This is a genomic window from Halioglobus sp. D3-4, assembly GCF_055809315.1.
The window spans coordinates 989,660-1,015,757 of sequence record NZ_CM147907.1; the positions used below are offsets into that span (position 1 = coordinate 989,660).

Here is a 26,098-nt window from a genome sequence, read left to right on the forward strand (position 1 = left end):
TCCCGCAGAATGCGCAGCGGCGATGGGTTTTTGGGACTTCGGGAAGAGTGGCGGTGGGGGTCAGCGGCGTGCCAGCAACTCGCACAGACGCTCGATTTCCGACAGCTCCGCTGTCGCAGGCACAACGAACAACTCCTCACAGCTGGCTTCTTCGGCGTTATCCAGCGCCTCGCGCACCGCATCTGCACTGCTGCGGTGCACTGATTCGGCCATCATTGTGGCGATATCGTCGCCGGCAATCGCGAGATATTCGTAGACATAGTCATAGAGTTTCTGTTGTCCGTCATCGGCCAGCGTGTACCAGAATCCTCCCATACGATAGGGCGTCTGCGCTCTGCCGGCGCGCTCCCATGCCGCATCGGCCAGCGCAAATGTTCTGCTCAGCTCTTCCGCTTCGCCATTGCCAGACCAGGCGTAGAGTCCATCGGCCCATTGCGCGCAGCGCTCTATACTTTTTGGACCCATGGCGCCGGCCAGTAGGCGAGGACCGTTTGCCCTGTTCATTGTCGGGCCTATCTCACCGCCCCCAGCGACAATCTCCTGTCCACGCCAGACCTTGCGCATCTCGTCCACCTGGCGGTCCATCCGGCCGTATCGTCCCTCAAAACGGGCGCCCAACGCCTCGTAGTCCTTGGGCCGTCCGCCGTAGCCGAGTACGATGCTGTTGACCCTGTCTCCCGACAGAATGTCCAGTGTCGCGACTTCCTTGGCGACTCGGGCTGCACTGTGCATTGGCAGCACGTACAGGGTGGGCGTAAGTTCGACTCTGGTGGTGGCCATGGTTGCGGCGGCCAGCAGCACACGCATGTCATAGGTTGGACCGTGAATTCGCTCGCCACAGGACAGCGCGTGAAACGGTCCGTCGTCGATGGCTTTGAACCATGCCTGGTAGTCTTTGCGGCTGAGGCCGGCTTTCATGTAAGGCAGGCAGATGCCGATTTTCATTGTGGAAGACACTATCGCAATACCCCGTTGTCTGGATGAGCTGGATTCAGTGCAGGTATAGTAGCCCAGTTTGCAGAGCTCGCTGTTCAGCATAGTGAACCGTTACCGTTTTGCGCTGTGCACACCATGCAGCGCTGCCGATATTCAATGGGTGATATAGGGGCAGCCACTGAGTTAAACTGTCTACAATTGCTCGCCGACAGGGAATGCCCTGAGGTAAACTTCCCGCCCATATGAATAGCTCTGAGAGATCAACACCGTGTACCGCGCCGAGACTGGTGTTGAACGCCTTGCTGTTCGCGCTGTTTGGTGTCCTGCTTGTAGCCTGTAGCAGCCCCGCGCCGAAGCGGGCAGTCCTGCTGGGCGACAATGTGCAGGCGGTGAATATGAGTGGCTCCTGGGAGATGGACTACAGCCAGAGCGACAATACCCAGCAGAAGCTGGACTCAATGATAGGCGAGCTGAACAGGGAGGCCCGACGGCGTGCACAACAGGGTGGTATGCAGCAGGGTAATTTCGGCGGCGGGGTGGTGATAGGCTCGGGTGCCAACAGTGGTTCATCCATTCTGGGGCTGGTGCGCATGGCAGACCTGATTACGCAATCGCCGCTACTGGAAATTACCCAGAGTGAACACAAGATCCGTATAGAGCGCGAAGAAGATTTCGATCTCACCTGTGAATTTTATCCGGGGGAGATGCGTAAGGTAGAGACTCCATTTGGTACCGAGATCTGTGGCTGGAACGGCCATCAACTGATGTTCAAATTACTGCTGCCAGATGGACTCAGTATCCAGCATGTGATGACAATGGGCGCGGCAGGACAGAAACTCAATGTTGCGACCACCGTCGTCACCAGCCAGGTGACTTTTCCCTTCGTACTCAACCGCGTCTACAACCGTTTTGAACCGGGCCAGAGTGGTTATAAATGTGAAGTGACCTTGACCAGAGGGACGGTATGTACCACCGAAACCCGATAGCGGCATCACTCAACCGTGGCGCAGCAAGAGCTCCCAATGCAGTTGCGTCTGCTATTTGTGTATTTTTCATTGCTGTTTGGCTGGCGCTTTACACCCCGTTTGCGCACAGTGTGGACGAGGCGCGGTATGTCGATGTTGGCATTGTCGTATTCAATCCTGGCATTCCGGCAGATGCCTCCACTCACAGCAAACTCGGCATCTTCCCGGAAATTCGCAAGGCCGAGGCGAAGTACATGCCAGTGGTGTTACGACGGACCCTGATCGATAGCGGAGAGTGGGGTGTCGTCAGGGTGCTTCCCGAAGCACTGGACTCCTCGGAACTGCTGGTGACGGGCGCCATAGAACACTCCGATGGACAGCGGCTCGACCTGCGCATTGTGGCGAGGGATGCGGCCGGCGCGCTGTGGCTGGACAAGCTGTATACCGGTACCACAACCTCCGCCGGTTATCCGGTGAAAATGGACAGCGATCCCTATCTGGATGTGTACCTGCGAATCGCGTCGGACCTGCTGGCGGTGCGCCGCCAGATGAGTAACAAGCAATTGGCTGATCTGCGACAGATCGCGCTGATGCGGTATGCCATAGCGCTCGCCCCCGAAGTTTTTTCATCCTATCTCGGAAGTACGCCGGAGGGAGGCTACACCTTGCTTCGACTACCCGCCGAGGATGACCCTATGCTGGTTCGTGTGGTGCGCATCCGCAATCAGGAATACCTGTTTATCGATACTGTTGACGAGCAGTATGCACAGTTGGCAGAGGCGATGGCACCTACCTACAACCTGTGGCGTCAGTACAGTGCGGAGCAGGCCGAGTACAGGGATGAATACGAGGCGCGGGTCAGCGGCAGGAGCAGTCAGGGCAGGCGTGGTTCTTTCGTCGCGCTGGAGCAGACCTATAACGCCTACAAATGGTCCAAAATTCACCAACAGGATCTGGATGAGCTAGCGCTGGGTTTTAACAACGAGGTGGCACCTACCGTGATGGAAGTCAGTGGCACAGTATTTAAACTCAGTGGCGGCCTCGATGCCCAGTACACCGAGTGGCGCGATATTCTGCGGCGCATTTTCGCGCTGGAGACAGGCTTGCCGCCAGCCGCCTGATTTCTGCTATGCTGTGGGCATGGCCGGAAAAGAAAAAGACAACGATTCCCTACTGGAGACCCTGCGTAAGCGGACAGAGCAGATTGCCGGGGGCACATTCGACTTTGCCCGCAATACTGCCACCCTTACCGCAATGTTCGGCGAGAGCTGGCTGCGTAATACCCTGCTGAATAAGTTGGAGCCCGAGCGTTTGGAGGCGATGGCCGAGGCCGGTCGCTTCCTGCAGGATGCGCGCGAGACAGCGGGTATGTCGTTGAAGGACCTGTCGGAAAGTCTCGGGCTGTCCGACCGGGCCATGCTGGAAGACATAGAAAGTGGCGAGACCATCATGCCGCTGGAGTTGATGCTGCGCAGTGCCGCATTGCTGGCGCGGCACGATCCCATTCCCTTTCTTATCAAGTTTATGAGGACGTACAACCCGGCTCTGGAGAAGACGCTGGAGCAGTGGGGCGTGCTGGCACTGCCCAAGCAGTACGAGCGGGAGCGTCGCTTCGTCAACCTGATGCGTCAGCACGATGTGCTCAGGCGCTTGTCAGACGATGAATACGACCGTTATATCCATTACATGGAAAGTTCTAGCAATCTCGTGCTGGATGTTATGAACAAAGAAAAGGCCGCGAATGCGCCGGCCGGTAAAGCCAGGGCGACGCACAAGCCAAAAGCCAAAGCTAAAGCTAAAGCTAAAGCCAACTCCAGAGCCCCCCGGAAGAAAAAGGCGGCTCCGCGAGCAGGCAAGCGAGCGCCTGCACCACGTTCCGACAACCGCTAGTCACCCAGTTAATCGCTACCTGTAACCATTACAATGAGGGGCAGTCTCTGCCGCTTTGACCGTACAAAGGATAAATGGCTTGTCCCTGATCAACGCCGATTCAAACGCCTGGTTTGCCACCTGCCCGAAGGGGGTCGAGTCGCTGTTGTGCGACGAATTGAACAGCCTGGGCGCGCAGACCACGCGGGAAACTGTCGCCGGTGTGCATTTCACCGGCCCGCGTGCGCTGGCTTACCGCGCCTGCCTGTGGTCGCGCCTCGCCAACCGTGTGCTGTGGCCAATCGCGCAGTTGGACGCGGCAGATGGCGATGCACTGTATCGCAGTATGCAGGACGTCGACTGGGGGCAACTGTTTGACCCTCGGATGACGATCACGATCGATTTTTCCGGCGAGAACCGGAATATTCGCAACACCCAGTTCGGTGCTCAGCGCAGCAAGGATGCCATCGTCGACTGGTTTGTCGCGGCAACCGCGCAGCGACCTTCAGTGGATCGCGCCAACCCCGATGTGCGGATAAATGTGCGGCTGGTGCGCGACCGCGCCCATCTGTCTGTCGATTTGTCCGGTGGCAGCCTACACCAGCGCGGCTACCGGCTGCAGTCCGGTGTCGCGCCGCTCAAGGAGAATCTGGCCGCGGCGGTTCTGTTGCGCGCCGACTGGCCGGGTATCGCCGCCCGTGGTGGTGCGCTTATAGATCCCCTGTGTGGCTCTGCCACACTGTTACTGGAGGGCGCAATGATGGTGGCAAATATCGCGCCCGGCCTGGCGCGCAAACGCTTCGGCTTTGAGCGATTACTGATGCACGACGCGGCGCAGTGGCACGCAATCCGCAGCGATGCACTGGCGCTGGCCGAACGAGGCAGGGCCGCACAGTTGCCCGAGATTCGCGGCTACGACTGGGATCCGGCAGTGATCCGCCGCGCGCAACAGAATATCGCCCGTATCGGACTTGAGAAGGTTGTGCGGGTAAGCTGTAAACCGGTGTCAGAACTGCGCAAGCCCGACCATCGCCCGCTGCCGTTCGGCCTGCTGATCAGCAACCCGCCCTACGGTGAACGCATCGGCGAGAAAGAAAGTCTTATGGGCCTGTACCGTCAGCTGGGCGAGGCGATGATCCGGGAGTTTCCCGGCTGGCAGGCCGGTGTGCTGACCTCTGACCTGGATCTGGGGAGGGCCACGGGATTGCGCAGTCACAAGCGCTATGCACTCTTCAATGGCAAACTCGCCACCAGTTTGTTGTTGTTTGATCTGGGCGACAATGAACTGCGCGATAGCGGCGCGCGCGAGTCTGGCGTGGCACCTGCGCTGACCGAAGGCGCGACCATGTTCGCCAACCGCATTGGCAAGAATCGCAAACGCCTGGCGTCCTGGGTGAAAAGGGAGCAGGTACAGTGCTATCGCCTGTACGATGCTGATATGCCGGAGTATGCCGTCGCTGTGGATATTTACGGCGAGTATGTCCATGTCGCCGAATACCAGGCGCCCAAATCAATTTCTCTGGAGGTCGCAGAACAGCGCCTGGAAGATGTGCGCGCAGCGCTGCCGCAGGCATTGGGAGTGGCAGCAGAGAATGTTGTCTACAAGCAGCGCAGTCGGCAGCGCGGGAAGGCGCAGTACATACGGCAGGACAGCCGTGGTGAGTTATTGACGGTGCAAGAAGGCAGCGCGAAGCTGCTGGTCAACCTGCACGATTATCTCGATACGGGTTTGTTTCTCGATCATCGTCCACTGCGGTTGCGTATTGCGCAGGAGGCAAAGAGTAAGGACTTTCTCAATCTCTTCTGCTATACCGGGACCGCCACAGTGCATGCCGCACTCGGTGGGGCGCAATCCACAACCAGTGTCGATCTGTCCAACACCTATCTTAACTGGCTCAATAAAAATCTCGCGGTGAATCAGTTGCAGGGTGGCCGGCATACCGTGATCAGGGAGGACTGTCTGTCCTGGCTGGGCAGTGCACAGGGGCGATACGACCTTATCCTGCTGGATCCGCCGTCCTTCTCCAATTCCAAGGCAATGGCTGACAGCTTCGACGTGCAGCGCGATCACGCCGATATAGTACGCGCGGCGATGGCGGTGCTGCGCGAGAAAGGACAATTGTATTTTTCTAACAATCGGCGTGGGTTTACGCTGGATGACTCATTGAAGCAGGCGTTTCACTGTGAGGATATAACGGCCAAAACGTTACCACCGGACTTTCAACGCAATCGAAAAATTCACTGCTGCTGGGCAATCCGCCATAAATAGAGGGCTATACCGTTAGTATTCGCCAACTTTTTGTAGTAAAGGATATCCACATAAGTTTGATAACCCTGCGTTATTTCTGTGTAATGTGGCTGAAACACTTTAAAAATAATGTAAGTCACTGATACATATAGTTAAAAGTAAAAATTGGCGGTGCATTGACCCGATGTCCGTGTGCAGGCGTATCCGGATATGCTGCGGGTATTGACATCCCTGTCCCCAATGTTATCCACAGCATAGGCTGTGGATAACTACTCGGGGTCAGCCAGTTTCAACAATTGCTTGCCGACATTGCTGCCGATGAACAGTCGCTGCAAGGTACTGGGAATATTGTCGAAACCCTGCTGGATATCCTCGCGCCACGCGATCTCGCCGTTGAGCACCCACTCACTGAGCGCCTGTATCGCTTCGTCGGCCCGATCGAGATAATCCAGAACGATAAATCCCTGCATTCTGATACGGCGGCTGGTCAGTAGCATCAGGTTGCGCGGCCCCGGCTTCGGCTCTACATCGTTGTAGCCCGATATCGCCCCGCACAGTACGATGCGGCCGAAGTCCGCCATATGGGCAATACCAGCCTCCAGTGTCTCTCCACCGACATTGTCAAAGAACACGTGCACACCCTCCGGGCATAACTCGCCAATGCGCTGTTGCAGGGGTTCATTCTTGTAGTCGATGACGGCGTCGAGTTTGCAAGCGCTGCGCAGCCAATCGCACTTCTCCGGCCCACCGGCCAGACCGACGACTCGGCAGCCCTTCAGTCTGGCGATTTGCGCGACTACCGAGCCGGTAGCGCCGGCCGCGCCCGACACCAGTACGGTTTCTCCCGCTTGTGGCTGACCGACATCCAGCAGCCCGAAATAGGCGGTGAGACTGGTGCTGCCGAATACACTTAGTGCAAGATTCGGGGGGGTGCCGGCGGGCAGTGCGGTCGGCGGAATCATCCCCTGTGGATCACCGATGCTGTATTCCTGCCAGTTCATCAGTCCCTGTACCAGCGTACCGACCGGTAGGGCATTATTCTGTGATTCTATAACCTGTCCGACCCCACTGGCACGCATCGGTTCGCCGATGGCCACTGGTGGCAGGTAGCTGGGCGCATCCTCAAGCCAGCCGCGCATGGCGGGATCAAACCCCAGCATCAGGGTTTTTAGTAACACCTGTCCTGCAGCCAGGTCGGGCTGTGGCATAGGGGACTGCACCTGCTCGAAGTGCTGGGGACCAACCACACCTGACGGGCGCTCTCGCAATACCCACTGCCTATTTGTCGTGTTCATACTGAATCTCTCTGCAAAATTTACCGGCTCGTATTAGAGCACTTGATCCATCATCTGAATAGCCCGAACTGTGCATGGAGAACCCATACCGGATTATAGGTGTGTACGCTTTTTGGCTTCTCGGGCAATGCTAAATTTCTTGCGCCTAAGGCGTCGCAATTTTTTACATCGCCAATACTGTCCATCTCTTGAGCGCATGACAGCGCGGTGCCACTGTGTTCAAATTCACGCAGCTGTTAGCAAGTAGCGAAGTTGAAATGAAATCCCTGTTGATCGTCTATCACAGCCAGAGCGGGACCTGTGCGAACCTTACCAGAGCAGCATTGCGCGGCGCGCAGTTGGAGTCGGGGGTTGAGACCACCGTGAAGCGGGCCTGGGATGCCGATACCCGGCAGTTGTCGCGGGCGGATGGTGTGCTGCTGGTGATGGCAGAAAACTCAGGCGCGCTGTGCGGCGCGATGAAGGATTTTCTCGACCGCACGTTTTATCCGGCGAATGACCGTGGACTGGTATTGCCATACGCATTGTTGATCAGCGCGGGCAATGACGGGCGCGGAGCGCAGCGTCAGGCAGAACGCATTCTGTCCGGCTACCCGTTTCCAGCGGCGGCAGAACCGCTGATTTTACGCGGGGCTTGGAGTACACAGCAGCGCAGGGCGAGTGAGGATTTGGGCCAGGCGTTTGCAGCCGGTCTATCGATGGGTATTTTTTAGGAGGAACGCAGTAGTGGGTGACGTTATTGAGGAAGCTGTGCCAGCGGGGTTTGAACCACTGCGTACAGGTCTGGGTTATACCGACAGTTTGCAGCCGTCTTATCGGTGTGTAGAGGGAGAGAACGCGAGTTTCGGCCTGCTGGTGCAGGCGCAGCACTGTAACACGATGGGTATCTGCCACGGCGGCGTGCTGATGACGCTGGCCGATATCACCGCGGCCACCGGTACCAACCTGGCGCGCGGTGTTACCTCGGGCAGCCCAACGGTGCACCTGAGTATCGACTTCATATCCTCGGCGCGTCTCGGTCAATGGCTGCAGGCCGATGTTGAGCAGGTCAGTATCAAGCGCCGCTTCGGTTTCAGCAGCGGTGGAATCTATAATCGTGACGGCGTTGTCGCGCGCTTTAACGGCACGTTCTATTTTCCCGATCACAAGGGTATGTGGAAAGACGGGCGACGCGGCGACGGTGTGCTGCACCAGTCTGAGCAGAAGGACTAGTTCGGTACTATCTCAGAAACGGATTCCAGCGCCTCGATAAAGGCGCGGGCGGCGCGTGACAGGCTGCGGCTTTCATGGTGGACGACGCCCAGTGTTCGCTCTATGCGCGCATCGTGAATCGGCAGGGTAACCAGTGATGCATCCAGCATGCTGCGAGGCAGTACAGTCCAGCCCAGCCCGACTGCTGCCATCATCCGTATCGTCTCAAGGTAGTTGGTGGCGATGGCTACCTGCATCGGTAGGCCACGGCGGTCGAACAGGCTTTTAACAATCTGCCCGGTATAGGTGTTGAGCCCCGGCAGGATGGCGGGGTATTTGCTCAACTGTTCCAGGTCCATGTCTTTGTGGCCAGACAAGCTGTGTCCCGTCTGTATCATGAAATCCAGTGGATCGGGCCAGATCGGACGCGTGACGACGTTGTCCACTGGCGTGGGGGCCAGGGTGACGACGGCCAGTTCCGCCTCGCCGCGCAGGGTCAGTTCATAGGCCTGCTCTGAATCCATAAACTCGATATCGAGTTGCACATTCGGGTAGGTCTGACTGAAAAAGCTCAATACCGGCGGCAGGCGGTGCAGCCCGATATGGTGGCTCGTCGCCAAACGCAGTCTGCCGCGCACCTCTCCGGCAAGGTCGCGCACCGATTGCTCTGCAGCTTGTAGTTCCAATTGCACCGCGCGGGCATGGGGCAGCAGCGCCTGGCCCGCTTCAGTTGTGCTGATGGTTCTGCCGATCCTGTCAAACAGGGTGGTATTGAGCTGTTCTTCCAGTTGTGCCACACGCTTGCTGACTGCCGGCTGCGTCAGGTGCAGCTTCTCAGCGGCGAGCGAAAATGACCGGGTTTCGGCCACCAGCAGGAACGCCTTAAGGTTCTGGGTATCCATAGATCTATTCCAAATAGGAATTCATGTGATAAAAATAATAAATTTGAGTTATCTATAATACAAGCCCATAATTTATCCATTGAAGCTTACGTGTCTTACTTTTTAATGGAGGTGCCCCTATGAGCGGACAAACACTTTACGACAAGTTGTGGCAGAGCCACCTGGTAGAGGAACGCGATGACGGCAGTGCGCTGATTTATATTGATCGCCAGTTGATCCACGAAGTGACATCGCCGCAGGCTTTTGAGGGGCTGCGAATAGCTAACCGTCAGCCGTGGCGGGTCGATGCGAACTTTGCCGTACCCGATCACAATGTGCCCACCGAGGCGCACGAGCGCAGCGGCGGGGTGGCCGGTATTACGGATGCGGTCTCGCGGTTGCAGGTGCAGACACTGGATGATAACTGCCGCGATTTCGATATTCTCGAGTTTCACATCAACGATGTACGTCAGGGTATTGTCCACGTAGTCGGACCGGAGCAGGGCGTGACTCTGCCGGGTATGACTATTGTTTGTGGCGATTCACACACCTCAACCCATGGTGCACTCGGCGCGATGGCGCAGGGTATTGGTACCTCGGATGTAGAGCATGTTATGGCCACCCAGTGTCTGGTGCAGCAGAAAATGAAAAACATGCTGGTTCGTATCGATGGGCAGTTGCGACCCGGTGTGACTGCCAAGGATGTCGTGCTTGCGGTGATAGGAGAAATTGGCACGGCCGGTGGCACGCACCACGCGATTGAGTTCGGTGGCGAAGTCGTGCGTTCCCTCAGTATGGAAGGGCGTATGACCGTTTGTAATATGGCTATTGAAGCGGGCGCCCGCGTCGGACTGATCGCGGTGGACGACACCACAATTGACTACGTCAAGGGGCGGCCCTATGCGCCGCAGGGCGCCATGTGGGATCAAGCTGTTGCTGCCTGGCGTGATCTGCATAGTGACTCCGATGCGCATTTTGATCGCATCGTCGAGTTACGTGGCGAAGATATACAGCCGCAGGTCACCTGGGGTAACTCGCCGGAAATGGTATTGCCGGTCAGTGGCGTTATACCCAACCCGGCGACAATCGACGATACCGGCAAGCGCGCAGCGACCGAACGCGCTCTGCACTATATGGGCCTGAAGGCAGGTATGCCGATTACGGATATAAAACTGGATGCGGTGTTCATCGGTTCCTGCACCAACTCCCGTATTGAAGATCTGCGCGCCGCTGCGGCTGTCGTGAAAGGCAAAAAAGTTGCCGCCAACGTAAAGCGCGCGCTGGTGGTACCGGGCTCGGGGCAGGTCAAGCAGCAGGCCGAGGAAGAGGGGCTGGACAAAATATTTATCGAGGCTGGCCTGGAGTGGCGCGAGCCAGGCTGTTCGATGTGCCTGGCGATGAATTCGGACAAACTCGGCGAAGGGGAGCATTGCGCATCCACCTCAAACCGCAATTTCGAAGGGCGCCAGGGCTTTGGCGGGCGGACGCATCTGGTCAGCCCGGCGATGGCTGCAGCGGCCTCGGTGGCCGGTCATTTTGTCGATGTCAGAGATTGGTAGGAGACGATTACTATGAAGAGTTTTACTGTGTTAAAAGGCATCGCTGCGCCGATGGACCGTGCCAATGTCGATACGGACCTGATTATCCCCAAGCAGTTTTTGAAGTCGATCCAGCGCAGTGGTTTCGGCCCCAACCTGTTTGATGGCCTGCGCTATCTGGATGAGGGTGAGCCCGGGCAAGACTGCAGCAATCGTCCACTGAACCCGGATTTCCCGCTCAACCAGCCGCGTTACAAGGGTGCGAGTGTGTTGCTGGCGCGGGAAAATTTTGGCTGCGGTTCCAGTCGCGAGCACGCGCCCTGGGCGCTGGAAGATTTCGGTATCTACTGCATCATAGCCCCCAGCTATGCAGATATCTTTTACAATAACTGTTTCAAGAACGGCATTTTGCCTATCGAGCTCGATGCGGCCATCGTCGATCGCCTTTTTGCGGAGCTCTACGCCAGTGAGGGCTACAGCGAGGAGTTTGAGCTGACAGTCGATCTCGCCAGCCAGACGATAGAAACCCCATCTGGTGAAGTTATTCACTTCGAGGTGGATGAATTTCGCAAGCATTGCCTGCTCAATGGCCTGGACGATATCGGCTTAACGCTGGAGAGTGCCGATGCCATTCGCGCCTACGAACAAAAACGGCGCGAGCAGGCACCGTGGTTATTCGACGTTATCGGCTGAAGCAGGCCCGATTAAAGATTTGCAATGCAAGGAGGAAAACGAGCAATGAGTAACGAGTACGATGTAGCCGTAGTGGGTGCCACAGGTGCGGTCGGTGAAGTAATGATGAGTGTGCTGGAGGAGCGTAATTTCCCAGTGCGCAATCTCTACCCGCTTGCCAGCAGCCGCTCTGCCGGTAAAAGTATTCAGTTCAAGGGCAAGTCTGTCAGGGTGACCGATCTCGCCGAGTTCGACTTCAGCAAAGCGCAGATCGGGCTTTTTTCCGCCGGTGGAAGCATTTCGGAAAAATACGCACCCATCGCGGCTGCCGCAGGTTGCGTAGTAATTGATAATACCTCCCATTTTCGTCGGGAGGACGATATCCCCCTCATTGTGCCCGAAGTGAACATCGAAGCGCTGGCCGGTTACACCACACGCAATATCATCGCCAACCCCAACTGTTCAACCATCCAGATGCTGGTGGCGCTCAAGCCCATTTATGACGCCGTTGGCATCGAGCGACTAAATGTGGCGACATACCAGGCTGTATCGGGGACCGGCAAGGAGGCAATTGAAGAACTGGCGGGGCAGACGGCCAAACTCCTCAACGGGCAGGAGATCACGGCTGAGGTTTATCCCAAGCAGATCGCGTTCAATGTGCTGCCACATATCGATACCTTCCAGGACAACGGCTATACCCGTGAAGAGATGAAGATGGTGTGGGAAACGCAGAAGATCTTCGGCAATGAAGGCATTCTGGTCAATCCAACCTGTGTCCGTGTGCCGGTATTTTTCGGGCATTCGGAAGCGGTCCACATTGAGACTGTAGACAAAATCAGTGCGCTGGAGGCAAGGGAACTGCTGGAAGCGGCAGCGGGCGTAACAGTGGTGGATGAGCACGCGGATGGTGGCTATCCTACTGCGGTGACTGAATCTGCCGGCAAGGATGCGGTATTCGTGGGCAGAATTCGTGAGGACCTGTCACATCCGAGGGGTCTGAATATGTGGATCGTCTCGGACAATGTCAGGAAGGGAGCTGCATTAAATAGTGTGCAAATTGCCGAGAGCTTGGTGTCAACCTACCTTGATTAATGCCCGTAATTCACTGATACTTGAGCCGAAATTCGGATTGTGATCATGGCCTTCGGGCGCCCGAAACACGGGTGTACCAGGCTAGCACAAACGGGTGTGAATCCGACCCATTCAGATTCACACTGCGAACTCCGAAAGCTGTGACCGATATCAGGGGAGTCGGTTTGAAATTCGCGGGTACAATAATAAGGGGCTGGTATGGCTCGTAAGTTAGCGGCTGTAGCGTTCTCGTTGGGATGTTTCCACACGAGTTCATTGATGGCGCTCGGCCTCGGTGAAATGCAGCTGGATTCATTCCTTAATGAGCCGCTTAGAGCCAGTGTTGACCTTCTAAATATGGAGGGGCTGCACGAGGATGAGGTCAGGGTTCGCCTGGCTACCTCCGAAGACTTCGAGAAACTGGGGCTGGATAGAGCGTACTTCCTCACCAATATCACGTTTGAAGTAGTGTCCGACGGACAGGGCGGTGCGAAGATACTGCTGCGCTCGGAAGAGCCCGTGCTGGAACCGTATCTGGATTTTATTGTAGAAGCGCGCTGGCCCTCGGGGCGGCTTTTGCGCAATTACACGGTGTTGATAGATCCACCGGTGTTTTCGCAAGCGACTCCCGTTGTTTCTGCGAGTGAGCGCGTTGCGACCACTGAGGGTATCCCTGCTCCTGCGCCGGCAAAAAAAAGTGAATCTTACTCGTACGACTACAACGCCGACCGTGTAAACGTGCAGCAGCGTTCCGACCTTGCCGCTGGTGCCATGCCGCAGCGCAATTACAATGCGTCAACGGCAGGGACTCCTACACCTGGCAGTCGTTACATGATTCACCGTGACCAGACTCTGTGGGAAATCGCCAGTATGGCGAAGCCGGCAGGGGTTTCCGTGCACCAGACGATGCTTGACATACAGCGCCTGAACCCCGATGCGTTCATTAACGGGAATATCAATCGCATCAAGGCAGGATTCATTATTTATATACCCACTGCCGAAGATATCAGCTCAGCCGATTTACCCACGGCGCTGGAAGAGGTGCGTGAACAGAATGCCGCTTGGCGCGAAGGTCGCGATACCGCACCTTATGCCAGCAGTGGTCCATCCCTGAGAATTTCTGCAGAACCGGAAGCAGCTGCCGCCACCGAGACAGTCGATGCCAGTGGGTCGCCTCGGGCCGCTGAGACGGGGTCACCGGCGCCCGACGCTGGTCGCACGGGAGGTGCCTCAGCAGAGACGCTGGAGCGACTTGCCGCTCTTGAGCAGCAGCTTGAGACATTGCAGCGGATCGTTGCGCTCAAGGATGACCAGATTGCTGCGCTGCAAAGCGCGTTGAGGGAAGCAGGCGGGAGCGTGGATGTCGATGAGACCGGACTCCTGACGCCTGATACTGAGCCGGACATCGATGTGGAGATCGCATCTGATGACATGCCGGTGACAAGCGATGACGAAGAGGTGGACGTTGACCTTGCCGCTGAGGCGCCAGTTGTTGCGGCCGTTGTTGAGAAGAAAACTCCCGCAGAAAGCACGAAACCAACACCGGTGAAACCGGTTGAAACAGCCGCGCCAGCCGATAAGAAGCCGCCTGTACCGGCAGAGTCTGCGGATGGCTGGACCAGTTACATCCTTTATATTGTGGGCGCACTGGTACTGCTGATTGCCGGCTTCGTGTTTTCCCGGCGCCGTGGTGAAAAGGATCAGGAAGAAGAGGCACTGCCAGTTGCGCCAGTCGCTGCAACCGCAGCAGCGACGACAGACGATGTATTTGCCGATGTGCAACTGCAGGATTCGAATGTTGAAGTACAACCCGAAATGTCATCGGGCGATGATAAAACAGCCGACCAGCCCGAGGCGGATAACCGAGGTTATGGCGAGCACAAACACGATGCGTATGCCTCCGATGTGGATGCGGCAGATGCCCTCGCCGAAGCGGACATCTATATCGCGTATGGCCGCCACCCCCAAGCCATTGACCTGCTCAATAATGCGTTGGTCTCAGAGCCGGGCAACCCGGTGTACCGTCTTAAGTTGCTCGAGATCTATGTAGAGCTGGATAACCAGGGCGCCGCGATGGCGCAGTACAAGAAAATAATGGATATCGGGGACAGCGACAGCATTGCGCGTGCCGAATTGATGATAGAGCGCCTTGGCGATGAAGCTTTCGTGGATGAGGGGCTAAGGTCAGACGCGCCGGCGGTAACCGAAGCGCCAATAAAAGCGGACGATGCTCCGGGACTCTCGCCCAATCCTCTGAATATACTCACCGATTCAAATGAGTCACTGGAGGAAGTATTCACCGGTCTGGAGATAGAAGAGGAGATCGGTGAGGACGAGGAAGAGGACGACCTGGATTTGTCCAGTGACTTCGAGGTCGATCAGCCTGACAGCGAGGAGGACGAAGAATTGGTTATCGCTGCCGACAGTAACGCACTGTCCACCAAGCTGGATCTGGCCCGTGCTTACCTCGATATGGGCGACGATGACGGTGCCCGTCAGATACTCGATGAAGTCGTCGCGGAAGGCTCCGCTGAGCTGCAAGCCGAGGCGCGCGACCTGCTCGAACGCATTGGTTGAGAGCCCTTTTTCCTCTGAACCACTGGCGGCGGGTACGCGAGTAGCGTGTCGTATTGAGTACGACGGCAGTCTCTACAATGGTTGGCAGTCGCAGCCCCACCTGGGTGTCGTCACCGTTCAGGATCAACTGGAACAGGCACTGGCGGAGATCGCCAACTCGCCACTGCGGGTTCAGTGTGCCGGGCGTACCGATACCGGCGTTCACGCCTACTCCCAGATTGTTCATTTTGACAGTCCGATTGCCCGCAGCAGCAAGGCGTGGGTGATGGGAGGCAATGCCTGTCTCCCACAGACGATCCGCATCCATTGGGCCGTTCCGGTTGACGGTGAGTTTCATGCCCGCTTTTCGGCGCTGTCGCGTCGCTATCGCTACGTGATTGCCAACACCCCAATACGCCCGGCATTGATGCAGGGACAGTTGACCTGGCATCGCCGTAAACTCGATGTGCCCGCCATGCATGAAGCGGCGCAGGCGTTGCTGGGTGAGCAGGATTTCAGTGCTTTTCGTGCCGCTTCCTGTCAATCGCGTACGCCGATGCGCAATGTGCAGTTCATCGATGTCAGTCGCCGCGATGACCTGGTAGTACTGGAAGTGCAGGCCAATGCGTTTCTGCATCACATGGTGAGAAATATTGCCGGCTCCTTGCTGGCGGTTGGTGACGGGCGCAGGCCGCGCGAGTGGATAGCCGAGTTGTTGGCTGGGCGCGATCGCACCGCAGCGGCCGAGACTGCGCCTGCCACTGGCTTGTATCTCGTGGAGGTGGAGTATCCTGCGCACTACGGCTTGCCGATGACGCCCTACGGGCCAATTCTACTGGGCACAAAACCGCGATCCAGTCCCGGCAGTTAAAGACACTCTGCCGCGTGATCTGGTATCATGCGCCCCTTGTTTTTGCAGGGTTTCAGGGGACATGGCCACTACGCGCGTCAAAATATGCGGGATAACCCGTGAAGAGGATGCGCTCGCCGTCGCAGCCAGTGGCGCGGATGCCATTGGGCTCAATTTCTACGGCGCAAGCCCCAGATTCGTCAGTGGCGATAGGGCGGCCGAGCTGGCGGAGGTGGTTCCACCCTTTTTAAGCATTGTTGCACTGTTCGTCGATGAACCAGTCAGCGGAATCAAGCGTATACTGGATACAGTACCCATTGACATCATTCAGTTTCACGGTGACGAAACACCCGGGTTCTGCGAGCAGTTCGGCCGCCCGTGGATCAAGGCGTTACGCGTTAAACCGGGGCTCGATATCGTTGGCGCCTGTCGCCGGTATCACCGCGCACGCGGTGTGCTGCTCGATACCTGGCAAACTGGCGTCCCCGGTGGCACCGGAAAAACGTTCGACTGGAATCTGGCGCCGGGCAATCTGTCTTTACCAACAGTGCTTGCGGGTGGTTTGCATCCGGAGAACGTGGGTGAGGCGATTATGGCGCTGCAACCGGCAGCGGTGGATGTCAGCGGTGGTGTCGAGAGCGCGCCCGGTATTAAGGACGCGGAAAAAGTTCATCGATTTGTAGCGGCTGTACGAGCCGCAGAGCACAAGGCAGACGGAGTAGGATATGTCGACTAGTACGAAACAGGACGCATTTGCCGCAGTACCGGACGCGCAGGGCCGTTTCGGGGAATACGGGGGCAAGTATGTCTCTGAAACCCTGATGGCAGCGCTGGCCGAGTTGGAGGCAGTCTATGCCGAACTCTCTGTTGATGAGACCTTTCAACGCGAGCTCGACGAGGACCTCAAGCATTACGTGGGGCGCCCTTCACCGTTGTACGAGGCTGCCCGATGGTCAGACAATATCGGCGGTGCGCGGATCTATCTCAAGCGAGAGGATCTCAATCACACCGGCGCGCACAAGGTGAACAATACTATAGGGCAGGCATTGCTGGCCAAGCACATGGGTAAGAAGCGGGTTATTGCCGAGACAGGTGCCGGTCAGCACGGTGTGGCTACTGCCACCATCGCCGCGCGCCTCGGGCTCGAGTGTCAGGTATTTATGGGTGAGGAAGATATCCGTCGTCAGGCGCTGAATGTTTATCGCATGAAGTTGCTGGGCGCTGAGGTTATTTCCGTCACCTCCGGTTCGCGCACATTGAAAGACGCGATGAATGAGGCTATGCGGGATTGGGTAACCAATGTCGATGACACCTTTTACATTATCGGCACGGTCGCTGGCCCCCATCCTTATCCGCTTTTGGTGCGGGACTTTCAGTGCGTCATTGGGCGTGAGGCGCGTGCCCAGAGCCTGGCGCAGGCTGGTCGTTTGCCCGATGCGCTGGTCGCCTGTGTCGGTGGCGGTTCCAATGCGATCGGGTTGTTCCACCCGTTCCTGAACGATGAAGCGGTCGCAATGTACGGTGTGGAGGCCGGTGGGCACGGACTGGCCACCAGCGAGCACGCGGCGCCGTTGAACGCCGGTACGCCCGGTGTTCTGCACGGCAATCGAACCTATCTGATGCAGGACGACGATGGGCAAATTGTGCACACGCACTCCATTTCTGCCGGTCTGGATTATCCCGGTGTCGGGCCCGAGCACGCCTGGTTGAAGGATGTCGGCAGGGTGAATTATGTGGTCGCGGACGACGACGAGGCGCTGCGCGCCTTCCATACGCTCACCCGAGTCGAGGGTATTATGCCCGCGCTGGAAAGCAGCCATGCACTGGCATATGCAGAGAAACTCGCAGCGCAGATGACCCCTGAGCAGATGATCGTCGTCAATCTCTCGGGACGTGGTGATAAGGATATTCACACGGTCGCCCAGATCGACGGCATAGAGTTTTAATTTACCCACCGGAGATAATGAAGTGAGTCGAATTGCGGGATGTTTCCAGAAACTGGCCGAGGAAGGCCGCACCGCCTTAATCCCTTATGTGGTCGCGGGTGATCCCGGTCAGGCATTCACCGTGCCTCTGATGCACAAACTGGTTGAAAGTGGTGCCGATATACTTGAGCTAGGTGTCCCTTTTTCTGATCCAATGGCAGAGGGCCCGGTTATCCAACTGGCGCACGAGCGCGCACTGGCCAATGGCACGACACTGAGCAAGGTGCTGGCGATGGTACGCGAGTTCCGCAAGACGAATACCGCTACACCGGTACTGCTTATGGGCTATGCCAACCCGGTAATGCACATGGGTTATCGCGCTTTTGCAGATACTGCTGCCGACGCCGGTTTGGACGGGTTATTGACGGTGGATATTCCACCGGAGGAAGTGGACGACATCAACGCTGAACTGAAGCGTGTGCAGATGGACAATATATTTCTGGTGGCGCCGACCACCCCCGACGAACGTATTGCCCGTATTGCCAGTAGAGCCAGCGGTTTTATCTACTATGTGTCGCTGAAGGGCGTGACCGGAGCAGGGCACCTCGATACGGCTGAAGTCGCAAGCCGCGTTGGAGCTATCCGCCAGCAGAGTAGCCTGCCCGTAGCGGTGGGTTTCGGTATCAAGGATGCCGCATCTGCTCGCGCGGTCGCCCAGACGGCTGACGGTGTTGTTGTCGGCAGCGCTTTGGTAAATACGATGGCCGAAGTGATCGAGCAGGGTGGCGAGCCAGATGCGGCGACCGGAGCCGCGGCCGCACTGTTGGCTGCGATTCGCGAGGGAATTGACAGCTAGTCATAGCGCCCCATCGTGGCAATATCACCATCAGGTAGTTCTAGTTGAGCGGTACCCCGTCTATAATGCGACATTCGACACGGTAGAGAGGAAGACAATGAGCTGGATTGACAAGATTCTGCCGGCCGGTGTGCGCAGTGATTCTGGTGGAAAAACCTCCAGCAGCGTGCCGGAGGGCCTGTGGAAGAAGTGTGTCAAATGCGAGGCTGTACTCTATCTGCCCGATGTCGAGCGCAATAATGACGTCTGCCCCAAGTGCGATCATCACATGCGTATTGGGGCACGCAAGCGCCTGGGTCGATTCTTCGATGAGGGCACTGGCGAGGAAATTCTGGCCGAAATCGAGCCTGTCGATCGCCTCAAATTCAAGGACAAGAAACGCTACCGCGATCGCCTGAGCGCTGCGCAGAAATCCACCGGTGAAAAAGATGCCTTGATCGCGATGAAGGGCAGCGTACGCGGCCTATCACTGATCGCAGTGGCGTTTGAGTTTGAGTTCCATGGTGGCTCCATGGGGTATGCAGTGGGTGAAAAGTTCACCCAAGCCGCGCAACTGGCACTGGAAGAACAGGTACCTCTGGTGTGTTTTTCCGCATCGGGCGGGGCGCGTATGCAGGAGGCCCTTATCTCATTGATGCAGATGGCCAAGACCAGTGCTGTGATAGAGCGCATGAAGCTTGCACGCGTGCCCTATATTTCGGTGATGACAGACCCCATCTATGGCGGCGTATCCGCGTCGCTGGCTCTGCTGGGCGATATCAATATTGCCGAGCCGGATGCCCGGGCGGGATTTGCCGGTCCCAATATCATTGAGCAGACCATTCGGCAGAAACTGCCGAAGGGCTTCCAGCGCAGTGAGTTTCTGCTGGAACATGGTGCGATTGATATGATCGTGCACCGCACCGAGATGCGCGATACCATCGCGCGTCTGTTGTCCAAGTTGACAGGGCGTCCACTGGCTCCGCTGGAAGAACCGGCCAGCGATATGCCTGAGGACAGCGACGATGTGGCAAAGGAAATCGCGGCAGGAGATGAGTAAGACAACGCTGGAGCAGTGGCTGCAGCGACTGGAGACTATTCACCCTAGTGAGGTGGAGCTGGGTCTGGAACGTATTTCCACCGTGGCCCGTTCACTGGATCTGCTACCCGTCTCCAAAACCGTTATTACTGTCGCTGGTACGAACGGCAAAGGCTCAACGGTGGCTCTGTTGGAGGCGATTCTGCTGCAATCCGGTTACCGTCCCGGCACGTTTACGTCTCCGCATTTTTTGCGTTTCAACGAGCGTATTCGGATTGCCGGCGCCGAGGCGTCGGATACAGAGATCATCGCGGCATTTTCCGCCATTGATGATGCCAGAGGCGCGGTTTCACTGACATACTTTGAATTTGCGGCACTTGCCGCGCTACTGCTGTTCAAGACAAATGCGACTGATATCCTCCTGCTGGAAGTCGGGCTGGGAGGGCGTCTGGACGCGGTGAATATGGTGGACCCGACGCTGGCAATCATTACCAGTATCGATCTGGATCACCAGAACTGGCTCGGAGAATCCCGCGGTGAAATAGCCCGAGAAAAAGCCGGAATTCTGCGTGAATCTGTTCCTGTGGTGGTGGCAGACTCTAATCCACCACCTGAATTGTTGCACCGCATCACGGAAGTGGGTGCTCGTCCTGCCCTCTTTCTGGGAAAGGAGTTTACACTGGCGAAGGGGCAGCACGCCTGGCAGGCCGTGTTGCAGGGGAGTAATGGTGAGCCTGTCGCGCTGGTGCCGCGCGAGTATGGTTCGATACTGCCAGAGAATATTTGTGCAGCGGCACAGGCTGCTCTGTTATTAGGTTTGACGCCCAGCGAAGCGGATTTATCGCGTGCACTGGAGCGAGCTGTCCCTGTAGGGCGCCGGCAGCGCCGGCAGATTGACGAGCGGGAATATGTGCTCGATGTCGCACATAATCCGGCAGCAGTGGGAAAACTGGTTGAGTATTTGCAGGTGTCGCCCTGTGAGGGACGAACAATTGGACTTTTTTCTGTGATGTCGGACAAGGATTTGAAGAGCATCGTTGCAACAGCGCTCGGCCACTTCGACGCGTGGTTTCTGGCCGATCAACCGCACAATGAGCGCGCGGCCCGAGCCAGCGATATTGCCGCGGTGCTGAGTGAAGCTGGGGAGGATATGATCAGCGTCAGCAAGAATCTTCGCCAGGCATTTCGGCGCGCCCAGAGTGTCATGAGCAGAGGGGACAGATTGGTTGTATTCGGTTCGTTCACCACTGTAGCAGGTGTGTTGCCGTTTCTGGAAAACTCAGATGGTGACAGCGCAGCGCGCGCCAAGGACGAACAGGTTCAGATCTGTATCGGGGGGGGCAAGTGAACGAGATCCTCAAGCAGCGACTGGTCGGCGCGCTCATCCTGCTCGCGTTGGGCGTGGTTTTTTGGCCGATAGTATTTGTGGAACCAGAACAGGAGACAAGCGCTCAGCAGCGCCCCATTCCGGAACCACCCGCTGTGTCTACTGCGGATATCGAAGCGCCGGGGCAGGCCGGCCTCAGGGCGTCACCGGCACTCACCGCAGACGAATCTAGGCAGGGTGTGGACTCTCCGCTGCCTGAAGCTCGCGAGTCAGAAATGACCGCAGAGGTGCAACAGGCGGTTGCCACGACCGAAGTGACTGGCGATACGTTGCACAGCACTGAGGGTGCCAGCATGGTTCGAACGGAGGCACCGCAGCCACTGGAAGTGGATAATGACGGTGTACCAGTCGCGTGGACGCTGCAGGTTGCCACAGTCAGCAGCGCTGAGAAAGCTGAGGTGCTGCGCAGCCAATTGCTGGCGAAAAATGAGAAAGCCTATATCAAGACGATATCCAGTGGCGGGAAACAGCTCTACCGTGTTTGTGTCGGCCCAAAGTTTGAGAAGAAGGAGTTGGAGCGGATACAGGGCCAAATCAATGCCCAGTTCGGTGTGAAAACGATGCTCGTAAGGTATTTACCCTGATGTGCGCGCAGGCTGCCTGACCGCCATGGTGGACTGGTTACAGTTTAACGCGGCCGACTGGGCTATCATTGTAATCCTCGGGCTTTCGATACTGCTCAGTTTGTGGCGCGGATTTATCCGTGAAGCAGCCTCGCTGCTCGGCTGGATTGCGGCCTTTATTATCGCCAATATGTTTGTCACGGAGATGGCGACGCTGTTGTCACAATGGATTGCCAACGTAACAGGGCGCTATATCGCAGCGTATGCCCTGTTGTTCGCCGGTACACTGGTTGTCGTTGGCGTACTTGGAAATATAGGGGCGCAACTGGTCAGGGCGACCGGTCTGACGCTGTTGGATAGATTACTGGGCACCGCGTTTGGATTTGCGCGCGGTATCATTATTGTATTGGTGTTGGTGTATCTATTGCGGCAGTTGGCACCGCCACAGAATCTGGTGTGGTTGGATCAGGCTCAGCTGATGCCGCATGTCGATATGCTGGGACAGTGGGTACAGCAGCTATTTTCCAGTTATCAGTCCGGACGAGGTCTGGGCGTTTCAATTTAATTGTGCGTAGTGGGGTAAGTGCAGCATGTGTGGCCTTGTAGGAATGGTAGCGAAATCCGGTGTCGCTCCCGAAATATACGATGCCCTGACAGTTCTGCAGCATCGCGGGCAGGATGCAGCGGGCATCGTTACCTGTGGTGACGGCAGGTTCAGCCAGCGTAAAGCGGAGGGTCTGGTGCGGGATGTCTTCCGCCAGGATCACATGCAGCGCCTGAAAGGCTCTATGGGAATAGGTCACGTGCGCTATCCGACAGCCGGCAGTTCGGGTATTGCGCTGGCGCAACCCTTTTATGTGAACTCGCCGTATGGCATCGCGTTGGCGCATAACGGGAATCTGACGAACTCGGAACAGCTCACGCTGGAGATTTTCCAGGATGATCTACGTCACCTGAATACGGACTCTGACACTGAAGTGCTGCTCAATATTTTTGCCCATGAATTACAAACGCTGGGCAAACTCAACCCCTGTGCGGATGATATTTTTACTGCCGTCGAAGCTGTTCACAACCGCTGCCGCGGCGGCTATGCGGTGGTGGGGTTGTTGGTCAACCACGGCGTGTTCGGGTTTCGGGACCCGTCAGGTATCCGTCCGCTGGTGATCGGTACCCGCGACACCCCATCGGGGCAGGAATACATGATCGCCTCGGAGAGTGTCGCGCTCGATGTGCTGGGTTTCACCCTGCTTGATGACGTCGCCCCGGGAGAGGCGATATTCATCGACGAGGAAGGGCATTTGCATCGACGTCGGTGTGCGGCAAACGCACAGCTGCGACCGTGTATTTTTGAGCATGTATACTTTGCGCGGCCGGATTCCCTGATGGACGGTATTTCAATCTACAAGACGCGTATGCGGCAAGGTGAGGCGCTGGCTAAGAAAATTCGACGTCTGCGCCCGGAACTGGATATCGATGTCATTATCCCGATTCCCGACACCAGCCGTATCGCGGCGCAATCCATGGCCTATGAGCTGAATATAAAGTTCCGCGAGGGGCTGATGAAGAATCGCTACATAGGCCGGACCTTTATTATGCCGGGCCAGAGTCACCGCAAAAAGTCCGTGCGGCAGAAACTCAACCCGGTACCACTGGAATTTTCTGGCAAAAATGTGATGTTGGTTGACGATTCCATTGTACGTGGCACCACTTGTCGTCAGATTATAGACATGGCCCGAGAGGCCGGTGCAGCCAATGTTTATTTTGCATCAGCTGCACCGCCGGTGCGTTATCCCAATGTATACGGGATTGATATGCCATCCGCGTCGGAACTAATAGCGCATAACCGCACAGTGGAAGAGGTCTGTGAACTGATCGGTGCCGATTGGCTGGTATATCAGGATCTTGACGATCTCATACACTGCTCGTTGGAGGGCAATCCACACGTTGACGGGTTCGATTGTTCAGTATTCAACGGTGAGTATATTACCGGTGATATCGATCAGAATTACCTTGATCGGGTGGAATTGTTGCGCAACGATGAGGCGCAGAACGAACGTCGTGTGGCACTGCAAACAGACGGTGCCGTCGTCGGCTTGTACAACGATGTCTAGGACAGTTTCATGAATGAGGACGACCCGCTCGTCGGGGCACATATAGATACGCTGGCCATACGCAGTGGTATCGCGCGGTCGCAGGAGGGTGAGCACGCGGAGCCAATCTTCGCGACCTCCAGCTATGTCTTTGAAAGCGCAGCCCAGGCAGCGGCACGTTTTTCCGGGGAAGAGCCGGGCAATGTCTATTCCCGCTATACCAATCCGACCGTGCGCTCATTTGAACAGCGGCTGGCTGCGCTGGAAGGCGCTGAGTCTGCGGTGGCGACAGCCTCCGGAATGGCCGCTATTCTCGCTGTTGGTATGGCGTTGCTGAAAGCCGGTGACCACGTTATCTGTTCGCGCGATGTGTTTGGCACCACCGTCAATCTGTTCAGCAAGTTTCTCGGGAAATTTGGTGTGGAAGTGACCTATGTGCCATTGCTGGATGCCGATGCCTGGCGCGCAGCGGTGCGGCCTGAAACCGTTATGCTGTTTCTAGAGACGCCCTCCAATCCACTGTGTGAAATAGTGGATATGAAGGTGATCTCTGAACTGGCCAAAGTGAATGATTGTGTGTTTGTCGTGGACAACTCGTTTTGCACTCCGGCGCTGCAACTCCCTTTACAGGCAGGTGCGGATATTGTCGTCTATTCCGCTACCAAGTACCTCGATGGTCAGGGGCGCTGCATGGGAGGTGCGGTTTTGGGGAGCGCTCAACAGATGAACGAAGTGCGCACCTTTTTGCGCACCTGTGGACCGACAATGAGCCCGTTTAACGCGTGGGTCTTTCTGAAGGGGCTCGAGACGCTGCGTCTGCGGATGGAAGCTCACAGTCGTTCCGCACAGGAGATCGCGCAGTGGTTGCAGCAGCAGCCGTTGGTTGAACGGGTGTTTTATGCCGGTCTGCCGGACCATCCCGGTCACGCGATAGCCGCGCAACAGCAGTCCGGCTTTGGCGGGGTTTTGTCTTTCCTTATAAAAGGCGGCAGAGAGCAGGCGTGGCAGTTTATAGACGCCACCCGACTGATGTCGCACACGGCGAATCTGGGTGATGCAAAAACAACCATCGTGCATCCGGCGACAACCACTCATGGACGCCTTACACCTGAACAGCGCGAACAGGCAGGCATTCGGGACGGCCTGATTCGTATCGCAGTGGGCCTGGAAGACGTGGCCGATTTGAAGGCCGATATTCTGTGCGGGTTTGCCGGAATTAGATAACAATAGACAGCATTCATGGGGTAATACAATGCAGGTAAGGGGCTTGGTGGATTCTGCGGTGCAGGAGGTGGGTAACATCCTGCTTGGGAAGGAACCACAGATCAGATTGGCGTTGTGCTGTTTGTTTGCCCGCGGTCACCTGTTGCTTGAAGACCTTCCCGGCATGGGGAAAACTACTCTCTCGCATGCGCTGGCAGCTGTGCTCGGCCTGTCCTGGAAGCGTGTGCAGTTCACCAGTGACCTGCTTCCGGCGGATATTCTGGGCGTTTCAGTTTTTGACACCAAGGAATCGAGTTTCACGTTTCACCCGGGTCCGATTTTCACCCAGCTATTGCTGGCTGATGAAATCAACCGTACCACCCCCCGTACGCAGAGTGCGCTGCTCGAAGCCATGGCGGAAGGGCAGGTGACCGTCGAGGGCGAAACGCGGCCTTTGCCGCAGCCCTTTTTCGTAATCGCTACCCAGAACCCCGTGCATCAATCGGGTACTTATCCGCTGCCGGAGTCGCAACTGGATCGTTTTTTGATGCGCCTGGAATTAGGGTATCCCCACCCGCAGGCAGAGCGGCAGATGTTTGAGCGCCGCCACAGCGGTGCACAGGAGATTCAGAATCCGCAGCAGTGCATCGATCTGGAGCAGCTTGAGATGATACGCATAGCAGTCAGCAAAGTGCATGCGTCCGAGAATCTTATCGACTACCTGCAGCGCCTGGTTGCCTATACGCGTCAGTCGCCAGAGTTCGAAGTGGGCCTGTCGCCGCGTGGCGCGCTGGCGTTGCTGGACTGCGCCAAGACCTGGGCCGCGATGAACAACCGCAGTCATGTAGTGCCTGAGGATATACAGGCTGTTCTGCCATCGGTGGCCTCTCACCGCCTCGTTCCCAGCGGAGATTATGCGGGCGACGGTGACGCACTTGTCGAGCTGTTGCGACGTGATGTGGATGTCGTAGGGCGCTGAGAGAG

Annotated in this window: 24 protein-coding genes; 21 read left to right on the forward strand and 3 right to left on the reverse strand. The window is 57.0% G+C overall.

What is annotated here, in order from left to right; genetic code table 11:
• Positions 1–60: 60 nt before the first annotated feature.
• Positions 61–1,038, reverse strand: a complete 978-nt coding sequence (locus AC0L6S_RS04190) for an LLM class flavin-dependent oxidoreductase (RefSeq protein WP_473427169.1) — start codon at positions 1,036–1,038, stop codon at positions 61–63.
• A gap of 140 nt (positions 1,039–1,178) precedes the next feature.
• Between AC0L6S_RS04190 and AC0L6S_RS04195 the strand changes: the two genes are divergently transcribed.
• The 4 genes from AC0L6S_RS04195 to rlmKL all read left to right on the forward strand — a co-directional run bounded on the left by AC0L6S_RS04195 (position 1,179) and on the right by rlmKL (position 6,039).
• The gene (locus tag AC0L6S_RS04195) at positions 1,179–1,922 is read left to right on the forward strand and encodes a hypothetical protein (RefSeq protein ID WP_473427170.1); all 744 of its coding nucleotides are present in this window, start codon (positions 1,179–1,181) and stop codon (positions 1,920–1,922) included.
• Positions 1,901–3,022, forward strand: coding sequence for a hypothetical protein (locus AC0L6S_RS04200; protein WP_473427171.1), 1,122 nt, complete (start codon positions 1,901–1,903; stop codon positions 3,020–3,022). Before AC0L6S_RS04195 ends, AC0L6S_RS04200 begins: the two co-directional genes overlap by 22 nt.
• 19 nt (positions 3,023–3,041) lie before the next feature.
• Entirely contained in the window at positions 3,042–3,791 is a 750-nt protein-coding gene (locus tag AC0L6S_RS04205) for a helix-turn-helix domain-containing protein (RefSeq protein WP_473427172.1), read from the forward strand.
• Between the two features lie 79 nt (positions 3,792–3,870).
• The gene (gene rlmKL / locus AC0L6S_RS04210; RefSeq protein ID WP_473427173.1) at positions 3,871–6,039 is read left to right on the forward strand and encodes a bifunctional 23S rRNA (guanine(2069)-N(7))-methyltransferase RlmK/23S rRNA (guanine(2445)-N(2))-methyltransferase RlmL; all 2,169 of its coding nucleotides are present in this window, start codon (positions 3,871–3,873) and stop codon (positions 6,037–6,039) included.
• Positions 6,040–6,287: 248 nt separating this feature from the next.
• Here rlmKL and AC0L6S_RS04215 read toward each other — a convergent pair whose 3' ends face one another.
• Positions 6,288–7,313 carry an NADP-dependent oxidoreductase gene (locus AC0L6S_RS04215; RefSeq protein ID WP_473427174.1) on the reverse strand — a complete coding sequence of 342 codons (1,026 nt, stop codon included), beginning with the start codon at positions 7,311–7,313 and terminating at the stop codon, positions 6,288–6,290.
• Positions 7,314–7,570: 257 nt separating this feature from the next.
• Here AC0L6S_RS04215 and AC0L6S_RS04220 point away from each other — a divergent pair, with 257 nt between their 5' ends.
• Together AC0L6S_RS04220 and AC0L6S_RS04225 are read left to right on the forward strand one after the other, a co-directional pair.
• On the forward strand, positions 7,571–8,026 hold the full coding sequence (locus AC0L6S_RS04220) for a flavodoxin family protein (RefSeq protein WP_473427175.1): 456 nt from the start codon (positions 7,571–7,573) through the stop codon (positions 8,024–8,026).
• Between the two features lie 13 nt (positions 8,027–8,039).
• Positions 8,040–8,525: a PaaI family thioesterase gene (locus AC0L6S_RS04225; protein ID WP_473427176.1), complete on the forward strand. Its 486-nt coding sequence runs from the start codon at positions 8,040–8,042 to the stop codon at positions 8,523–8,525.
• Here AC0L6S_RS04225 and AC0L6S_RS04230 read toward each other — a convergent pair.
• Positions 8,522–9,406, reverse strand: coding sequence for a LysR family transcriptional regulator (locus AC0L6S_RS04230; RefSeq protein WP_473427177.1), 885 nt, complete (start codon positions 9,404–9,406; stop codon positions 8,522–8,524). The two genes, AC0L6S_RS04225 and AC0L6S_RS04230, sit on opposite strands and share 4 nt — an antisense overlap.
• Before the next feature lie 119 nt (positions 9,407–9,525).
• On the opposite strand from AC0L6S_RS04230, the gene leuC reads away from it, so the two are divergent.
• The 15 genes from leuC (at position 9,526) to AC0L6S_RS04305 (ending at position 26,093) form a co-directional block, all read left to right on the forward strand.
• A complete protein-coding gene (gene leuC / locus AC0L6S_RS04235) occupies positions 9,526–10,944 on the forward strand; it encodes a 3-isopropylmalate dehydratase large subunit (protein ID WP_473427178.1) in 1,419 nt (472 codons plus the stop codon).
• Between the two features lie 12 nt (positions 10,945–10,956).
• On the forward strand, positions 10,957–11,616 hold the full coding sequence (gene leuD, locus AC0L6S_RS04240; RefSeq protein WP_473427179.1) for a 3-isopropylmalate dehydratase small subunit: 660 nt from the start codon (positions 10,957–10,959) through the stop codon (positions 11,614–11,616).
• Positions 11,617–11,661: 45 nt separating this feature from the next.
• Complete coding sequence (locus AC0L6S_RS04245) at positions 11,662–12,687, forward strand: aspartate-semialdehyde dehydrogenase (protein WP_473427180.1); 1,026 nt, start codon at positions 11,662–11,664, stop codon at positions 12,685–12,687.
• A 198-nt stretch (positions 12,688–12,885) separates the two neighbouring features.
• The gene (locus AC0L6S_RS04250) at positions 12,886–15,243 is read left to right on the forward strand and encodes a motility hub landmark protein FimV (protein WP_473427181.1); all 2,358 of its coding nucleotides are present in this window, start codon (positions 12,886–12,888) and stop codon (positions 15,241–15,243) included.
• Complete coding sequence (truA, locus tag AC0L6S_RS04255) at positions 15,236–16,093, forward strand: tRNA pseudouridine(38-40) synthase TruA (protein WP_473427182.1); 858 nt, start codon at positions 15,236–15,238, stop codon at positions 16,091–16,093. The genes AC0L6S_RS04250 and truA overlap by 8 nt, the downstream gene beginning before the upstream one ends.
• Before the next feature lie 61 nt (positions 16,094–16,154).
• Positions 16,155–16,808: a phosphoribosylanthranilate isomerase gene (locus AC0L6S_RS04260; protein WP_473427183.1), complete on the forward strand. Its 654-nt coding sequence runs from the start codon at positions 16,155–16,157 to the stop codon at positions 16,806–16,808.
• A complete protein-coding gene (gene trpB, locus AC0L6S_RS04265) occupies positions 16,798–18,018 on the forward strand; it encodes a tryptophan synthase subunit beta (RefSeq protein ID WP_473427184.1) in 1,221 nt (406 codons plus the stop codon). Before AC0L6S_RS04260 ends, trpB begins: the two co-directional genes overlap by 11 nt.
• 22 nt (positions 18,019–18,040) lie before the next feature.
• Positions 18,041–18,853, forward strand: coding sequence for a tryptophan synthase subunit alpha (trpA, locus tag AC0L6S_RS04270; protein WP_473427185.1), 813 nt, complete (start codon positions 18,041–18,043; stop codon positions 18,851–18,853).
• 97 nt (positions 18,854–18,950) lie between these two features.
• On the forward strand, positions 18,951–19,892 hold the full coding sequence (gene accD, locus AC0L6S_RS04275) for an acetyl-CoA carboxylase, carboxyltransferase subunit beta (protein WP_473427186.1): 942 nt from the start codon (positions 18,951–18,953) through the stop codon (positions 19,890–19,892).
• On the forward strand, positions 19,885–21,219 hold the full coding sequence (locus tag AC0L6S_RS04280; RefSeq protein WP_473427187.1) for a bifunctional folylpolyglutamate synthase/dihydrofolate synthase: 1,335 nt from the start codon (positions 19,885–19,887) through the stop codon (positions 21,217–21,219). The genes accD and AC0L6S_RS04280 overlap by 8 nt, the downstream gene beginning before the upstream one ends.
• Positions 21,216–21,842, forward strand: a complete 627-nt coding sequence (locus AC0L6S_RS04285; protein ID WP_473427188.1) for an SPOR domain-containing protein — start codon at positions 21,216–21,218, stop codon at positions 21,840–21,842. The genes AC0L6S_RS04280 and AC0L6S_RS04285 overlap by 4 nt, the downstream gene beginning before the upstream one ends.
• A 1-nt stretch (position 21,843) precedes the next feature.
• Positions 21,844–22,386 (forward strand): CvpA family protein, encoded by a 543-nt coding sequence (locus AC0L6S_RS04290; protein ID WP_473427189.1) that lies wholly within the window; start codon positions 21,844–21,846, stop codon positions 22,384–22,386.
• 25 nt (positions 22,387–22,411) lie between these two features.
• Entirely contained in the window at positions 22,412–23,932 is a 1,521-nt protein-coding gene (purF, locus tag AC0L6S_RS04295; RefSeq protein WP_473427190.1) for an amidophosphoribosyltransferase, read from the forward strand.
• A 9-nt stretch (positions 23,933–23,941) separates the two neighbouring features.
• Positions 23,942–25,135 (forward strand): O-succinylhomoserine sulfhydrylase, encoded by a 1,194-nt coding sequence (locus AC0L6S_RS04300; protein ID WP_473427191.1) that lies wholly within the window; start codon positions 23,942–23,944, stop codon positions 25,133–25,135.
• Positions 25,136–25,163: 28 nt separating this feature from the next.
• On the forward strand, positions 25,164–26,093 hold the full coding sequence (locus AC0L6S_RS04305) for an AAA family ATPase (RefSeq protein ID WP_473427192.1): 930 nt from the start codon (positions 25,164–25,166) through the stop codon (positions 26,091–26,093).
• Positions 26,094–26,098: the final 5 nt, after the last annotated feature.

Coding starts and splice junctions, on each gene's coding strand:
- AC0L6S_RS04190 (WP_473427169.1), bottom strand. CDS start 1,038: ATGCTGAACAGCGAGCTCTGCAAACTGGGCTACTATACCTGCACTGAA.
- AC0L6S_RS04195 (WP_473427170.1), top strand. CDS start 1,179: ATGAATAGCTCTGAGAGATCAACACCGTGTACCGCGCCGAGACTGGTG.
- AC0L6S_RS04200 (WP_473427171.1), top strand. CDS start 1,901: ATGTACCACCGAAACCCGATAGCGGCATCACTCAACCGTGGCGCAGCA.
- AC0L6S_RS04205 (WP_473427172.1), top strand. CDS start 3,042: ATGGCCGGAAAAGAAAAAGACAACGATTCCCTACTGGAGACCCTGCGT.
- AC0L6S_RS04215 (WP_473427174.1), bottom strand. CDS start 7,313: ATGAACACGACAAATAGGCAGTGGGTATTGCGAGAGCGCCCGTCAGGT.
- AC0L6S_RS04220 (WP_473427175.1), top strand. CDS start 7,571: ATGAAATCCCTGTTGATCGTCTATCACAGCCAGAGCGGGACCTGTGCG.
- AC0L6S_RS04230 (WP_473427177.1), bottom strand. CDS start 9,406: ATGGATACCCAGAACCTTAAGGCGTTCCTGCTGGTGGCCGAAACCCGG.
- leuC (WP_473427178.1), top strand. CDS start 9,526: ATGAGCGGACAAACACTTTACGACAAGTTGTGGCAGAGCCACCTGGTA.
- leuD (WP_473427179.1), top strand. CDS start 10,957: ATGAAGAGTTTTACTGTGTTAAAAGGCATCGCTGCGCCGATGGACCGT.
- AC0L6S_RS04245 (WP_473427180.1), top strand. CDS start 11,662: ATGAGTAACGAGTACGATGTAGCCGTAGTGGGTGCCACAGGTGCGGTC.
- AC0L6S_RS04250 (WP_473427181.1), top strand. CDS start 12,886: ATGGCTCGTAAGTTAGCGGCTGTAGCGTTCTCGTTGGGATGTTTCCAC.
- AC0L6S_RS04260 (WP_473427183.1), top strand. CDS start 16,155: ATGGCCACTACGCGCGTCAAAATATGCGGGATAACCCGTGAAGAGGAT.
- trpB (WP_473427184.1), top strand. CDS start 16,798: ATGTCGACTAGTACGAAACAGGACGCATTTGCCGCAGTACCGGACGCG.
- accD (WP_473427186.1), top strand. CDS start 18,951: ATGAGCTGGATTGACAAGATTCTGCCGGCCGGTGTGCGCAGTGATTCT.
- AC0L6S_RS04280 (WP_473427187.1), top strand. CDS start 19,885: ATGAGTAAGACAACGCTGGAGCAGTGGCTGCAGCGACTGGAGACTATT.
- purF (WP_473427190.1), top strand. CDS start 22,412: ATGTGTGGCCTTGTAGGAATGGTAGCGAAATCCGGTGTCGCTCCCGAA.
- AC0L6S_RS04300 (WP_473427191.1), top strand. CDS start 23,942: ATGAATGAGGACGACCCGCTCGTCGGGGCACATATAGATACGCTGGCC.
- AC0L6S_RS04305 (WP_473427192.1), top strand. CDS start 25,164: ATGCAGGTAAGGGGCTTGGTGGATTCTGCGGTGCAGGAGGTGGGTAAC.